The sequence below is a fragment of the Aeromonas sobria genome (assembly GCF_000820145.1).
Lineage (GTDB): Bacteria > Pseudomonadota > Gammaproteobacteria > Enterobacterales > Aeromonadaceae > Aeromonas > Aeromonas sobria.
On sequence record NZ_CDBW01000039.1, the window covers coordinates 77,158 to 91,047 of the forward strand.

At 58.8% G+C, this 13,890-nt stretch carries 10 protein-coding genes; 6 read left to right on the plus strand and 4 right to left on the minus strand.

The window, feature by feature from the left end; translation table 11 throughout:
* Window positions 1-180: 180 nt before the first annotated feature.
* Window positions 181-2,145, plus strand: coding sequence for an LTA synthase family protein (locus BN1135_RS17205; RefSeq protein WP_042023131.1), 1,965 nt, complete (start codon window positions 181-183; stop codon window positions 2,143-2,145).
* A gap of 107 nt (window positions 2,146-2,252) precedes the next feature.
* Here the strand turns inward: BN1135_RS17205 and BN1135_RS17210 are convergent, their stop codons facing one another.
* A complete protein-coding gene (locus BN1135_RS17210) occupies window positions 2,253-2,723 on the minus strand; it encodes an Lrp/AsnC family transcriptional regulator (RefSeq protein ID WP_042023133.1) in 471 nt (156 codons plus the stop codon).
* 160 nt (window positions 2,724-2,883) lie between these two features.
* Here BN1135_RS17210 and BN1135_RS17215 point away from each other — a divergent pair, with 160 nt between their 5' ends.
* Window positions 2,884-3,402 carry a cyclin-dependent kinase inhibitor 3 family protein gene (locus BN1135_RS17215; RefSeq protein WP_042023136.1) on the plus strand — a complete coding sequence of 173 codons (519 nt, stop codon included), beginning with the start codon at window positions 2,884-2,886 and terminating at the stop codon, window positions 3,400-3,402.
* Here the strand turns inward: BN1135_RS17215 and metA are convergent, their stop codons facing one another.
* Window positions 3,403-4,350, minus strand: a complete 948-nt coding sequence (gene metA, locus BN1135_RS17220) for a homoserine O-acetyltransferase MetA (RefSeq protein WP_042023141.1) — start codon at window positions 4,348-4,350, stop codon at window positions 3,403-3,405.
* Window positions 4,351-4,494: 144 nt separating this feature from the next.
* Between metA and BN1135_RS17225 the strand changes: the two genes are divergently transcribed.
* From BN1135_RS17225 to yidA, 4 genes are all read left to right on the plus strand, one after another.
* Window positions 4,495-5,733, plus strand: coding sequence for a cyclic di-GMP phosphodiesterase (locus BN1135_RS17225; RefSeq protein ID WP_042023143.1), 1,239 nt, complete (start codon window positions 4,495-4,497; stop codon window positions 5,731-5,733).
* Window positions 5,734-5,786: 53 nt separating this feature from the next.
* The gene (locus tag BN1135_RS17230; protein ID WP_042023145.1) at window positions 5,787-6,935 is read left to right on the plus strand and encodes a CinA family nicotinamide mononucleotide deamidase-related protein; all 1,149 of its coding nucleotides are present in this window, start codon (window positions 5,787-5,789) and stop codon (window positions 6,933-6,935) included.
* Between the two features lie 273 nt (window positions 6,936-7,208).
* The gene (locus BN1135_RS17235) at window positions 7,209-8,876 is read left to right on the plus strand and encodes a DUF342 domain-containing protein (RefSeq protein ID WP_082186826.1); all 1,668 of its coding nucleotides are present in this window, start codon (window positions 7,209-7,211) and stop codon (window positions 8,874-8,876) included.
* A 114-nt stretch (window positions 8,877-8,990) separates the two neighbouring features.
* Window positions 8,991-9,800, plus strand: a complete 810-nt coding sequence (yidA, locus tag BN1135_RS17240; RefSeq protein WP_042023148.1) for a sugar-phosphatase — start codon at window positions 8,991-8,993, stop codon at window positions 9,798-9,800.
* A gap of 106 nt (window positions 9,801-9,906) precedes the next feature.
* On the opposite strand, the gene BN1135_RS17245 is transcribed toward yidA, so the two are convergent.
* Both BN1135_RS17245 and tmaR read right to left on the minus strand, forming a co-directional pair.
* On the minus strand, window positions 9,907-12,990 hold the full coding sequence (locus tag BN1135_RS17245; RefSeq protein WP_042023149.1) for a transglycosylase domain-containing protein: 3,084 nt from the start codon (window positions 12,988-12,990) through the stop codon (window positions 9,907-9,909).
* 204 nt (window positions 12,991-13,194) lie between these two features.
* Window positions 13,195-13,512, minus strand: a complete 318-nt coding sequence (tmaR, locus tag BN1135_RS17250) for a PTS system regulator TmaR (protein ID WP_042023151.1) — start codon at window positions 13,510-13,512, stop codon at window positions 13,195-13,197.
* Window positions 13,513-13,890 lie beyond the last annotated feature (378 nt).

A 13,890-nucleotide genomic window follows, 5' to 3' on the forward strand; every position in this document is an offset into this window, starting at 1 on the left:
ACCCAGCAGATTATTCTGTAATCATTAGCTGCGCGCCATCACACCTTTTGATAGGCGATATGTTAATTGCCCCTTTTGGCAAGCTAGAGTGCAACCTTCTCCCCATCTGCCTGTCATAAGGTCACAACAAATAAAAAAACGTCTGTGGACAGACGTTTACAGGCTCTATCAGGAATATTCATGACAAACCTAAAACAGCGACTGGGCCCATTTTGGCCTTTCGCTATCTTCTGTGTGCTCGCCCTGCTCTCTCTCACCTTCAGTCGAATTGCCCTCGGCCTCTGGCAACTGGAACGGGTGGATGCCGTTGCCGGTTGGCAGGAGATGCTGCTGCAAGGGATCCGGGTCGATTTTGCCACCCTCTGCTGGGTTTGGGGTGTCCCCGCCATGTTCACCCTGCTGCTGGCAGGCCCCCACGCCATCGGCCGGGGCTGGCTGCAACTGATGCGAGTGTGGCTGACCGTCGGACTCTGGCTGATGCTGTTCCTCGAGATCTCCACCCCCTCGTTTGTCACCGAATATGGCGTGCGTCCCAATCGCCTCTATGTGGAGTACCTCATCTATCCGAAGGAGGTGCTCTCCATGTTGTGGGCGGGCCGCAAGGGCGAGCTGTTGCTGGCGGCGCTCTTCAGTGGCGCCGTACTGGCCGGTGGCTGGTGGCTGAGTGGCCGTCTGGTGCGCGGCCTTAGCTTCCCCCGCTGGTATCTGCGTCCAGCGTTTGCCCTGCTTATTCTGGCCATCGGTTTTCTCGGCGCTCGATCCAGTCTCGGCCATCGCGCCCTGAACCCGGCCATGGTCGCCTTTGCCGATGATCCGCTGATCAACTCACTCACTGTCAACTCTGCCTACTCCCTCTTCTTTGCCATCAAACAGATGGGTGCCGAAGAGGATGCCAGCCAGTTTTACGGCAAGATGTCCGAGCAGAAAGTGCTCGAGATCATGCGCCAGGAGAGTGGCCGTCCGGCCAGTGATTTCAGCTCGGATCTGCTGCCCAGCCAGACCTTCAACCAAGCGAGCTTTCAGGGCAAACCAAAGAATCTGGTGATCTTGCTGCAAGAGAGCCTGGGTGCCCAATTTGTCGGTTCCCTCGGCGGCCTGCCGCTCACCCCCAACATCGATGCCCTGTCACAACAGGGTTGGGCCTTCGAGCAGCTCTACGCCACCGGCACCCGCTCGGTGCGCGGTATCGAGGCGGTGCTGACCGGCTTTACGCCGACCCCGGCGCAGGCAGTGGTCAAACTCGGCAAGAGCCAGACCAACTTCTTCACCATCGCCGATCTGCTCAAACAGCGAGGTTATGACACCAGCTTTATCTACGGCGGCGAGAGCCACTTCGACAACATGCGCAGCTTCTTCCTCGGCAACGGCTTCACCACCATCGTCGAGCAGAAGGATTTCGACAATCCGGTGTGCAAGGGCTCATGGGGCGCTTCCGATGAAGATCTGATGGCCAAAGCCGACGAGACCTTCAAGGCGCTGCACAAGGAGGGCAAACCCTTCTTCAGTCTGGTGTTCAGCTCCAGCAACCACGATCCGTTCGAATTCCCGGACAATCGCATCGAGCTCTTCGAGCAGCCCAAGCAGACCCGTAACAACGCGGCCAAGTATGCGGATTACGCCATCGGCGAGTTCTTCAAGAAGGCGAAACAGTCCGAATACTGGAAGGACACCCTGTTCCTGGTGATCGCCGATCACGACAGCCGGGTCGGCGGCTCCAGTCTGGTGCCCATCCCCCGCTTCCATATTCCGGGGGTCATCGTCGGTGACGGCATAGCGCCGAAGAAGGATCCGCGCATCGTCAGCCAGATCGACATGGCACCGACCCTGCTCTCCCTGATGGGGATCAGTGCCGACCACCCCATGCTGGGCAAGGATCTGACCCGCATGCCCGCCGACTGGCCGGGACGCGCCCTCATGCAGTACGACAAAAACTTCGCCCTGATGCGCGGTAAGGATGTGGTGATCCTGCAACCAGAGCGACCTGCGGAAGGATTTGTCTATAACCAGACCAGTGAAAAGTTGACCTCTGCCGCACAACCTGACGCGATGAAAGAGGATGCGCTTGGTCTGGTGCTCTGGGGCAGCATGGCCTATCAGCAGGGGCTCTATCAGACCGCAAAGGATGAGCGTACTGTCGCCAAATAAGCGTCCCCTTTCGGATAGCAATGAGGCCAAAAAGGTAACATGTTGAATAGAAAAAACCGCCAGCTGGCGGTTTGTTCTATCTGCTCAACCGAGCGACTCGCCCGCCGTTATGGCTGGGTAAAACAGGGTAGCGAACGGCTGAATCTGTGTTCGAATACCAGTGAGGTTTCGAGGTGTACCACCTCCTCGCGGGAGGTGAAGTGGTCGAACACGAAGTTACGCAGATGCTCGGTGTCGGAGACACACAGGTGCACCAGAAAATCATCCTTGCCCCCCATGTGGAACAGGCTGATCACTTCGGGCAGCGCCAGAATGGCATCGCGGAAGGCATCGATGATCTGGCGACTATGGCGGGCCAGCTGCAGGGAGACCATGGCCTGAATGTGGCCGCCGAGGGCCTGATAGTCCACTTCGCAGTGCGCGCCCTTGAGCACCCCGTCCTGCTGCAGTTTGCGTACCCGCTCCAGACAGGTGGAGGGAGCAACCCCCACCAGCGCGGCCAGATCCTTGTTGGTCATGCCCGCATCGCGAAACAGATGGGCCAGGATATCCAGGTCCAGTTGATCCAGATTTCTCATCTTAACTCCTTGAACCACACAATTTTTTTAAACTCTGCCCGTAAACCGGACCGAACACAACGCAGATTGACATCGCGACCACGCGCCCTATCCTTTGTCACACTCAGCATCCGGGCCTGGCCCGTTTCGTCTTGCCCCTACCTGCCTCATAAGGACTTTTATGTACTCGTCTCATCCCTTCTGGAGCCAGGAAGTCCCCCGTGTCGATGGCCAACTGCTGCTGACCCCCTGCCCCGGCACCCAGCAGGTGCCGTTGACCCTGGCGCTCGATCAACTGAGGTTTGCCGGTGCCCACGGCGTGGTGACCTTGATGACGACTGCCGAGTTGGCCCGACTCGAACTGGATCAACTCGGTCAGCAGGTCGAGCGCGAAGGGATGCGCTGGTTCCATCTACCCATCGAGGATGACCAGGCCCCCGATAGCGCCTTTGATCTGACCTGGCAGCAAGCACTGCCTGCAATGCGCGAGCTGCTTGGGGATGGCAAGCATCTGGTCATCCACTGCAAAGGGGGCAGTGGCCGCACCGGCCTGGTCGCCGCCGCGCTGCTGATGACTCTGGGCCAGCCACAAACAGACGCCATGGCCGCCATCAAAGCCCACAGACCCAAAGCGTTCAACCTGGCCGCGCACCGCCAGTGGCTCGACCAGCTGGCCAAGCGGCTGGAGCAGGGCGGCTGACTACTTGCCGCCCTGACCGTAGGTAAAGACCTTGCCGATATCCTCCACCCGATAACTGGTGAGCTGATAGACGTAGTAGTTGAGCCAGTTGGCAAACAGCAGGTGACCATGGCTGCGCCAGCTGGCGCGCGGGGTGTTGCCCGGATCGTTATTCGGGTAGTAGTTGACCGGAATGGCCGGGTCGAGCCCTGCCGCCAGATCCCGCTGATACTCCCCGTCCAGGGTCAGGGTGTCGTATTCAGGATGACCGGTGACGAACACCTGACGACAATCCTTGGTCGCCGCCAGATAGACTCCCGCCTCTGCTGACTCGGCAAAAATCTGCAGGTCGGTATGGGCGCGGATCAGATCGCCATCGAACGCCGCATAGCGGGAGTGCGGGGCGACAAACTCGTCATCAAAACCGCGCAGCAGCGGCTCGTGCTCGTCGAGACGATGATGGCGGTAAACCCCGGAGAGCTTCTCGCCGTGGGTCTGCTTCTCCATGCCATAGAGCGCCTTGAGTGCCGCCTGCACCGCCCAGCAGAGGAACAGGGTGGAGGTGACATGCTGATGGGACCACTCGATGATCTCGACGATGCGCGGCCAGTAGACCACCTCTTCGAACTCCACCAGCCCGAGCGGCGCCCCTGTGATGATCATGCCGTCGTAGTTATTGCCACGCACCTGCTCGAAGTCGTGATAGAAGTTCTCGAGGTGCGCCTGCGGCGTATTCTTCGACTCCCGATCGTCGATGCGCAGCAGATCCACATCCACCTGCAATGGCGAGTTGGAGAGCATCCGCATCAGCTGGATCTCGGTCTCAATCTTCTTTGGCATCAGGTTGAGGATCAACACCCGCAGCGGGCGGATGTTCTGGGTGACGGCCCGGGATTCCGTCATCACGAAGATGTTCTCCTGCCCCAGCACTTCGGCGGCGGGTAACTGATCCGGGATTTTGATCGGCATGCTTACTCCCTGTACTGCATCGGTAAAAGTGTCTGGACATCCAGAAGCCTATAATAAAGCCCCCAGCCTGTCATCAGATACCTTTTGTATTCATCCTCGCCTTTGACTAGCATACGGCTCAGTGTGCCTCCTGCTTCCAAGATAATGACTGGTATCAAGATTTCCGTAGATCGACTACAAGTCGGCAACTTTGTATCCCTGCCACTGGGGTGGCGCGAACACCCGTTCCTGTTTTCCAGCTTCAAGATCAAAAGTGAAGAAGAGATCGAACTGATCCGCCGTCTCGGCCTGAAACTGGTCACCATCATTCCCGACAAGAGCGATGCGCCCCCCAAGCCTCTCAGCCAGGTGCAACCGCAACCGGCCGAAACGTCAGATACTGCGCAACGCCAGGCGCAGATGCAGCAGGAGAAAGATCGCCGCATCGAGCAACTGCAGCAATATCGTCGCGACTTGCAGCAGTGCGAGAAGCAGTTCCAGCAGTCGCTGGCGCAGGTGCGCAGCGTGATGAGCAAGCTCCAGTCCCGCCCCCTCAACGCCATTGGCGAGGCGCAGGAGCTGATCAACGCCATGACCGAGCAACTGCTCGCCGTGGATGAGATGGTGCTTCATCTGGTCTCCGACAGCGATGATAACAACAACCTCTACTTCCACTCCCTCAATGTCAGCGTGCTCTGCATGCTGCTGGCCAAGGAGTGCGGCATGTCGGCCGACCAGATCCGCCAGATTGGCATGGGGGCGCTGTTCCACGACATCGGCAAGCTGAAGATCCCGAGCCAGATCCTGCGCAAAACCGAGCCCCTCACCAAGCCGGAACAGAACCTGATGGCCCAGCACCCGCGCTACGGCCTCGACCTGCTCAATCTGGCCAAGGATTTCCCGGCCGAGGCGAAGGGGATCGTGCTGCATCACCACGAATATCTGGATGGCAGCGGCCCGGAAGGGCTCAAGGGGGGGCAACTCGATCCGCTGACCCAGATGGTATCGCTGATCAACGAGTACGATAACCTCTGCCACATGCAGGCCAAGGTGCCCTACTCGGCCCTGAGCGGCCTCTACAAGCAGCGCAAGGCCCAGTTCAATCCGGAGTACCTCAGCATGCTGATCCGGTTGATGGGGATCTACCCCCCCGGCAGCGTGGTGCAATTATCCAACGGCCAGGTGGGGCTGGTGATGTCGGTCAACGCCTCCCGCCTGCTCTACCCTTCGGTGCTGGTCTACGATCCACGCATCCCCCGTCAGGAGGCCGCCATCATTGACCTGCAACAGGTTGAACTGTCGATTGCCAAGGTGATCCACCCCAAACGGCTGCCACCTGCTGTGTTCGAGTACCTCAATCCACGCACCCGGATCAGCTACTACTTCGAGCAAGCCAAATCCTGATTGCCCTGGCCCGAGGCCAACCGTTGTCACCCGTTTAACCCAAGGAGCCCGCCATGCGTATCGAGATCATCAGTACCGGAGACGAAATAGTGACGGGGCTGGTGGTAGATACCAACGCGGCCTGGCTCAGCGCCCTGCTGCTGGAACAGGGGTGGCAGGTGCGCCGCCGTCTGACGGTGGGGGACAACCTCGCCGACCTGAAAACGGTGCTGCAAGAGAGTGCCAGCCGCGCCGAGGTGGTGCTGGTGTGCGGCGGGCTCGGCCCCACCGCCGACGACCTCACCGCTCAGGCCGCAGCCGAAGCCTTCGAGCAACCGCTCACCCTCTTCCCCGACTGGCTCGCCACCATCACGGCCCGCTACGCCAGCCGTGGCCGCCCCATGGCACAAAGCAACGCCAAACAGGCCTGGTTGCCGCAGGGGTGCGAGATCCTCGACAACCCGGTGGGCACCGCCTGCGGCTTTGTGGTGCAAAGTGGCCAGAGCCAGCTCTTCTTCACCCCGGGCGTGCCGTTCGAGTTCAAGCAGATGGTGCGCGAGCAGATCTTGCCGCGCCTCAAACAGCTAGCCGGGGCACAGATCGACACCGAGTTGCGCCGCTTTTACACCTTCGGTGTCTCGGAATCAGCGCTCTCCGACCTGCTGGATGCCGCCCCCTGGCCCACCGGCATCGAGCTGGGTTACCGCTCCTCCATGCCCCTTATCGAGCTGAAGCTGATCGGTCACGGCGCCAGCGCCGCTGACATGGAAAGCGCCGAAAGCCGGCTGCTGAACACGATCCGCCCCTGGCTAGTCGGCAGCGGGGATACAGAACCGGCGCAGCAGATCCTCGCGCTGCTGCAAGGCAGGCCACTGGCTCTGCTGGAGGGGGAGAGTGGCGGCGCGCTACTGGCGCTTTGTCACGGCTATCCCCGGCTGGAGGCCCGCTTCAGCGCGCACCTCGCCGATGAGCTGGCGCAGCTGCCGACTGCCGATACGGGCCTGCTGCTGACCATAGGACGGGAGGGGGTAGAAGGTGTGCCACTGCTGCTCTGCGCCGATGGTAAACAGATAGGCCAGACGGTCAAGGTCAGCCATCCCGACCCGGAGAGCCGCCGCAAGATCCTCGCCTTTGCCGCGCTCGACATGTTGCGCCGCCATCTGCTGGGGGAGCCGGTACTCGGCGATTACCTGACCCTGACCAGAACGGCCCAGCGCGGCTGATAACCACAGTGACCCTCCTGCCAGCGATATCCATGTCGCTGGCCAGCGCGTTCCCTTGCGATCCGGCGCACCATTTCCCACCATTTCCGAACAGCTCCCGCATTTATCCGGCCGTCATCACCGATTTGACCTCAATCCATTGACCATTCAGCAGAAATATCTGAATACTGCCCACTCTCAAAGTCTGCGATTCGCTTTATCCATCATTGAGAGATTAAATGACAGTAGAGGGACGAAACCATCGCCCCTCCTTTCACCCGGCAAGGAGATGCGGTGTTAAGCAAAGAGTGGCTGCTGCTATCAAGCGACATGGACCTGGTTTGCCTGCGGATTGCAGCCGGTCTCACCAAGCCGGTCACGGAACAGGATATTCAGGCTCTGCTGCTCGCCTCCAACTGTCGCCGTTATCAGCCACTGCCAGAGGGGATCAAACAGGCCATCAGCCTGCTCAATACCCTGCTAACCAACCCAGCCGCCCCCGTACCCGCCAACCCGGTTCCCATCGCCAAACGGCAAGATGCCAGAGTCACTATAGTGGTGGAAAAAGATCGGATGAGCGCCAGCGCCCAGATCACCGCTGACTGGGGTGGCAAGTATCTATCTATCGAACAGTTGAAGGAGGCTATCTCCCTCAGTGAAATCAAGCAGGGAGTGAGCGAGCCTCTGCTCACCACCGCCATCCAGTCGGCCAAGGAGGCCACCCCCGGCAGTCAGCTCAAACTGGTCATCGCCCGCGGCCAGCCTGCCGTCAATGGTCAGGACACCCGCTATGAACGCTTGGTGGAGACCCCTGCCGAGCGGATCCTCAAACCCAGGGAGCTGGATCATGACCGGGTCGATCTGCGGGATCTCGGCTCCATCGTCACCGTCAAGGCGGGCGCCCGGCTGATGCGCCGTCACCCGGCCACGGTCGGGGTGCCCGGCTTTACCGTGACTGGTCAGGATCTGCCTGCCAAGAACGGCAAAGACAGTCCGATGAGTGCAGGGGATGGCACTTGCTTCTCCCCTGACGATCCCGATCTGCTGGTTGCCAGCCGCGCTGGGCTGCCCTGTCAGGAGAAGTCCGGCATGAAGGTAGACGAGGTGCTCAGCGTCAAACGGGTTGATGCACGCCATGGCCATATCACCTTTGAAGGGGGCTTGATCGTCAATGACGATGTCAATCCGGGCATGAAGATCTCGGTCAGCGGCGACATCGTCATCGGCGGCTTTATCGAAGGGGGCTGGATCGAGGCGGGGGGCACCATCACGGTGCGCCACGGCATCATAGGCAGGCGCAACGAGCAGGGGGAGTACCTCTGCCAACTCAATGCCCAAGGAGAGATCCACGCCAGCTACGCCCAGTATGCCCAGCTGGAGGCAGGAGGCGATATCCAGATCCAGAGCCAGCTCAGCCACTGTTACAGCCGCAGTGGACAGGATATCAAGGTGGGTGACGGCGGGATGCGTAAAGGCAACCTGCTGGGGGGCACCAGCATTGCCAATCGTCTCATCATCTCGCCGGTGCTGGGGGCCTCCGCCGGTAATCAGACCAAGCTGCAGATCCTCGGTGGTTACTTCACCCACAAGGAGCAGGAACATCAACTCAAGCAGCAGCAACAGGCGTGTCAGGAGCAGCTGGAGAAGCTCAAAGAACTGGTGATGCGGCTGGTGCAACTGCCCAGCGACAAGCGCAACCCGGATACCCTGCGCAAACTGAAGCCCATTCGTGAACGCCATCAACTCGAGCTACGCCAGCTGGAGGAACAACTGGCCGCCAACCATGAAGAGTTGCAAAAACTGATGGCCGAAATGGACATCATCGCTACCCAGCACCTCTTCCCGGGGATCGAGGTGGAGATGGCTCACCACCACAACCGGGTCGATATCGAACACGGCCCGATCCACTTCTGCATCCGCGAAGATCAACTGCTGATGAACCCTTATGAGGCGCACAAATAGGTCAACCGGCGCAGATCCACCGCTGAACCGTTCGTGATCCCGCCGCCGATTTTCGCTACACTCGCCACTTCCTTGGCCCCACCGGGCGGGCCACCCAGACTCAGGTAGTGAGAGATGTACAAGCTGATCGCATTGGATATGGATGGCACCCTGCTCAACCCGCAGGGCCAGATTACTCCCCGCACCCGCGCCGCCATCAGCGCCGCGCGCGCCAAAGGGGTAACCGTGGTGCTGGCCTCCGGCCGCCCGCTGGAAGGGATGAGCCGCTATCTGGAAGAGCTCGGCCTCACCACCGAGCATGACTACGTCATCTGCTACAACGGCGCCCTGGTGCAACAGGTGGCCGATCAGCGCATCATCCGCAGCCAGCTGCTGAGTGGCAGTGACGCCAGCGCCATCGCCAAACTGGCCGCCGAGCTGGAAGTGAACATTCACGGTTTCTCGGTTACCCGTGGCCTGATCAGTCCCCGTGTCAGCACCTACACAGAACATGAATCGCGCCTTATCGGCATGCCGATCAATCTGATCGACTTCGCCACCCTGGCTGCCGACGAGCAGATCATGAAGGTGATGATGATCGACGAGCCGCCCCAGCTCTCCCGCGCTATCGAGCGACTGCCAGCAGAGCTCTATGAGCGCTATACCGTGGTACAGAGCGCCCCCTTCTTCCTCGAGTTCATGAACAAGCAGAGCAACAAGGGAACCGGCGTTGCGGCACTGGCCGAGCACCTTGGCCTGACCCCTGAGCAGGTGATCACCGTTGGGGATGCTGGCAACGACCGCCACATGATCGAGTACGCAGGTCTCGGGGTTGCGATGGGCAATGCCACTGACGAGATCAAAGGAGTGGCCCAGCACATCACCGCCCGCAATGATGAAGATGGCGTCGCTCAGCTGATCGAGCAGTTCGTACTGAACGTCTGATCCCATCGGGCGCCGCCGCTGCGCCCGATGAGGAAAAGAAAACGGGGAGGCTATTAGCCTCCCCGTTTGTTATCTGCCTGGTTATGTTATCTGTAATCCGTTCGTATCACTGATTCGCCAGACACTGGGTATGGGAGCCAGGTTGCAGGTATGGCATCAGCAAGGGAGCCATCCCCTTGAGCACCTGCACCGGCAGCGCCGAGGTGAAGCGGAACTTGTCAGACTGGCTGCCCGGCACATAGGCGGTCAGGGTGCCGAAGTGATCTTCACCGATGAAAAAGACAAAGGTCGCGGTGCGGTTGCGCGCCAGTGAACTGGTCACATTGCCATAACGACCTACCGTCTCGATCCGGTTATCACCGGTCCCTGTCTTGCCCCCCATCTGCAGCACAGTGCCGTCAGGCAATGCAAAAGCACCGGCGATACGTCTGGCCGTTCCCCCTTCCACCACCTTGGAGAGGGCACTGCGCAGCGCGGCAGCAACCTCTGCAGGCATCACCCGGGTTCCCTCGGTATGCAAGGGCTCAAACGCAGTCTCGAACGGCGTCCCCTTGGCGAACGAGAGGTGCTCAATACGCAGGGTCGGCGTGCGGATCCCGCCATTCTGGATAATCCCCATCAACTCGGCCAACGCAGCCGGGCGATCACCTGAGCTGCCCAAGGCGGTCGCCAGTGATGGCACCAGATGGTCAAACGGATAGCCCAGCTTGGCCCAACGCTGGTGAATGTCGAGGAAGGCCTCAACCTCCAGCATGGTGCGGATCCGGCTGTCTCGGGCGCTGCGATGACGGGTCTTGAACAGCCAGCTGTAGACCTCTTGCCGCTCGTCACGGCTGGCCGCGACCGCGTCGGCAAAGGTCGCCTTGTCGAACTCCTTGAGATAGGCCAGCAGCCACAGCTCCAGCGGGTGCACCCGGGCAATGTAGCCCTGATCCGGCAGTGAATACTTGCCCGGGCCATAGCTGACATAGAGCTGATTGATCCGTTTCGCGCTCAGCTTATCCCGCGGCAACCGTTCAGCCAGGAAGGCAGCAAAAGCCGCTTCGTCAGCTTCCGGCATCAGGTAGCGGTGAACCGCTGCCAGACGCACCGCGCTCGGCTTGAGACCATCGAGGAAGGTATCCAGCTGCTCCTCGGGGGTCTTGCCTTGATATTTACGCCAGAAGCGCAGCAGATAGGTTTGCCCCTCTTTATCGGCAAATTTGGCCAGATACTCCTGACGACGGGGATCCTTGTCATCCTTGAGCAACTGGGCGCGATTGCCCTCTTTATAGAGGCTGTAACGCACGATATCGCGCATCAACCGGACAAATGGCAGGTTGATGGACTCGCGCAGCGCATCGCGGATGGCGGGAATACGCCCGTTATCCTCGCGGCGGAAGTTGTTGAAAGTGTGCATACCACCGCCGGTAAAGAAGCCTTCATTAGGGCTGGCGGAATATGTGCGATCCAGCGCCGCCTCAAGCATCACCGGCAAGCTCTTGTCTTTGGCACTCATCAGATAGGAGATAGCCCAGCGACTGAGATTATCCTGAGAGACCGATGCCAGCTTGCGCAAGCTCTCCGCTGGCATCTTGGCATAGTGATCGTGCAGCTCAGCCACAATCTCCAGATAGGTGGTCAGCACCCGTAACTTGGCGGTGGAGCCCAGTTCCAGCTTCGATCCTTCGTTGATATCGAACGGCTGATCAGTGTTGTCGGTTTGCACCCGCACCTTGAACCCTTCCGGTGACTTCTCGAACAGCGTGAAGCTATAGCGCACATCACCGGTCTTCTCGGGGGAGAGCAAGCGCTCACCAAACAACCCGACTTGCGCTGCAACCGCAGGGTCGGCCAGTTGTTGCAGATAACGAGAGACTTCGTTCTGCAACGGCATGTTGAGGCTGGTATCTGCTGTCAGATCCATCCGATCGAGATCATAGAGCTGCACCCCGAGTTGGCGGCTCAAGCGGGTACGGGCAACCTGCAACCCCTTGTTATTGTTCACCCGGGTGATAGCGGGGGACTTCAAGAAATCACGGAAGCTAATCTTGGCTTTGAGGGCGGCCTCCATCAACGGCGGCGTGATCATCCCCTCCTGTACAAACAGGCGCAGGTAGCTGTCTGTCAGGTCTGCGAGGGACGCGCGACCCTGAGCCAGATAGTAGGAGGGACGACGATGGGCAATCATCAGGGAGACCACCTGACGCAGGGCAAGCCCCTGCTCGGCCAGTGGCGCGTTCTGGTTACGGGCGGGATCAAGCAGACGGTTCACGTCATCGACATTGGCGCCAAACCATACCCAGAGACCATCACCCAGACCATGCACCTCACCATATCCCGGCGCAGCCGAGAGCGGCACTGAGTTGAGGTAGGCCCAGGCAACCAGCTTGCGCGCCTCCAGCGTTTCAGGCCCGAGACGATAGGCCCGCACACTGGCAGAAGCCATCTGACGGATCTTCTCGGTTGGCGACAGAGTCAGACCATCCGGCGAGTGGCGATACTTCTCCACCTGGGTTGCCAGGGTACTGCCACCGGCAGATTGATCCTGCATATCCAGCGCCTTGCCGACCTGAGAGAGTGCTGCTTTGGCGAACCGGGGCCAGTCGACAGCCGGGTTGGCCAGCGGCTCCTCGTTGCTCAGCAATTCCCGGTTCTCGATAAACAGCAACGACTGGATCACCAGCGGCGGAATAGAGGCAAAGTCAGGATAATGATGGGTCGGGTATTTGAACTGGTAGAAAGGTTCCGCGCGGCAATCGTGGAGCGTCAGTCCGGCCTGAACCTTTTCGGTATAAGGCACAAAGAAACCGCGAGTAGCGTAGTCATAGAGGGCATCAGAGAAATGCACCTGCCTGCTAACCTCATAACCCCGCTGCAGCAAACGCTCCTGCATCATTGGCAGTTGCACATAGCCGAGCCGCTTGTCGAACGGGCCATCACCGGGAAAAGCGATCTGCTTGCTCTGACCTGGCTCGACCTGATAGGTCAGTTTGGCGGCATAGCGGGATATCTCTTGAGACTGTAGCGTTGAGGTTTTCATCTCATAGCCCACCAGGAAGATCACCACCCCCAGGCACGCTAAAAAGAGAAAACAAAACAACCAACGCCACCAAGAACGACGCTTGCGTTTAGGGTTCCCGTCCTTGGTCTGGACAGATGAATCTTGAGATGCCACTTGTGTCAAATCCGTCTGTTCTGATGCGCCCATATCAGCCCCACCATGGTTGCGCAATTTATTGTGTTTAAAGCTTAGTCTTTTCAAGTCAATGGCTTGAAACTATTGACCGCTTTGTAGTGATGGTAACAGGGCGACTCTAAAAAGGGGAGCCGATTGTTGCAGCAGTGGCAGAGATCCGAGCTGATAACAAAACACCGGCCAGTGGCCGGTGTTTCTTAAGCGAAAGCTGAATGCTTATTTGTGAGAGCTCATGCCCTTCAGCTTGGTGCTCAGCTCTTTGCGCTCTTTGGAGAGCTCGGCATTCTTGATGATGTGATCATCAACCCGCTCTTCATAGTCGGTACGCATGTTGGCGATGATAGCCTGAACATCATCAATACTCATGCCTGGCTTGATGTAATCGCTCAGGTTGTCAAGCAGCAGCACACGCTTCTGGTTGTCACGGATCTTCTTCTCATTGTCCGTAATTTCACGCTTGAGTTTGTTCTGACGACGGGACATTCGCACATATTCCAGTACATCACTGAAAGTAGATTTGTTTACTTGTTCCATATCGATACCACTGGCTTAAGGTTGATAAAAACGGGCCAAGTTACACCTTTATCCCAACGAACACCGAGCAGGGAAGGCAAACTCAAGATGCCCTTACTCTACCGAGTTATAAGCGAGATACAACCCTAATCACGCCCCCTCCCCAGCGTTTGGCCAAAAGTACACCACCAGAATCGATCATTAAGCAACCAACAATCCGCTGGTATAGCTATAAAAAAGAACGAGCTGCAAACATTACAATGAAAACAGCAAAATCGATGGTACAAAAATCAATCACAGCAGCGGCTAGAAACAACAAAGCCCAATCGCAAGAGTTAGCTTTTGTGTGCAAACATGCGGTTTAATGGACAAAATCTGCCCATAGCAAAAAGGCCTTCC

Excerpts from the sequence above, each read along its gene's own strand:
- BN1135_RS17205 (WP_042023131.1), top strand. The coding sequence starts at position 181 with ATGACAAACCTAAAACAGCGACTGGGCCCATTTTGGCCTTTCGCTATC.
- BN1135_RS17210 (WP_042023133.1), bottom strand. The coding sequence starts at position 2,723 with ATGAGAAATCTGGATCAACTGGACCTGGATATCCTGGCCCATCTGTTT.
- BN1135_RS17215 (WP_042023136.1), top strand. The coding sequence starts at position 2,884 with ATGTACTCGTCTCATCCCTTCTGGAGCCAGGAAGTCCCCCGTGTCGAT.
- metA (WP_042023141.1), bottom strand. The coding sequence starts at position 4,350 with ATGCCGATCAAAATCCCGGATCAGTTACCCGCCGCCGAAGTGCTGGGG.
- BN1135_RS17225 (WP_042023143.1), top strand. The coding sequence starts at position 4,495 with ATGACTGGTATCAAGATTTCCGTAGATCGACTACAAGTCGGCAACTTT.
- BN1135_RS17230 (WP_042023145.1), top strand. The coding sequence starts at position 5,787 with ATGCGTATCGAGATCATCAGTACCGGAGACGAAATAGTGACGGGGCTG.
- yidA (WP_042023148.1), top strand. The coding sequence starts at position 8,991 with ATGTACAAGCTGATCGCATTGGATATGGATGGCACCCTGCTCAACCCG.
- BN1135_RS17245 (WP_042023149.1), bottom strand. The coding sequence starts at position 12,990 with ATGGGCGCATCAGAACAGACGGATTTGACACAAGTGGCATCTCAAGAT.
- tmaR (WP_042023151.1), bottom strand. The coding sequence starts at position 13,512 with ATGGAACAAGTAAACAAATCTACTTTCAGTGATGTACTGGAATATGTG.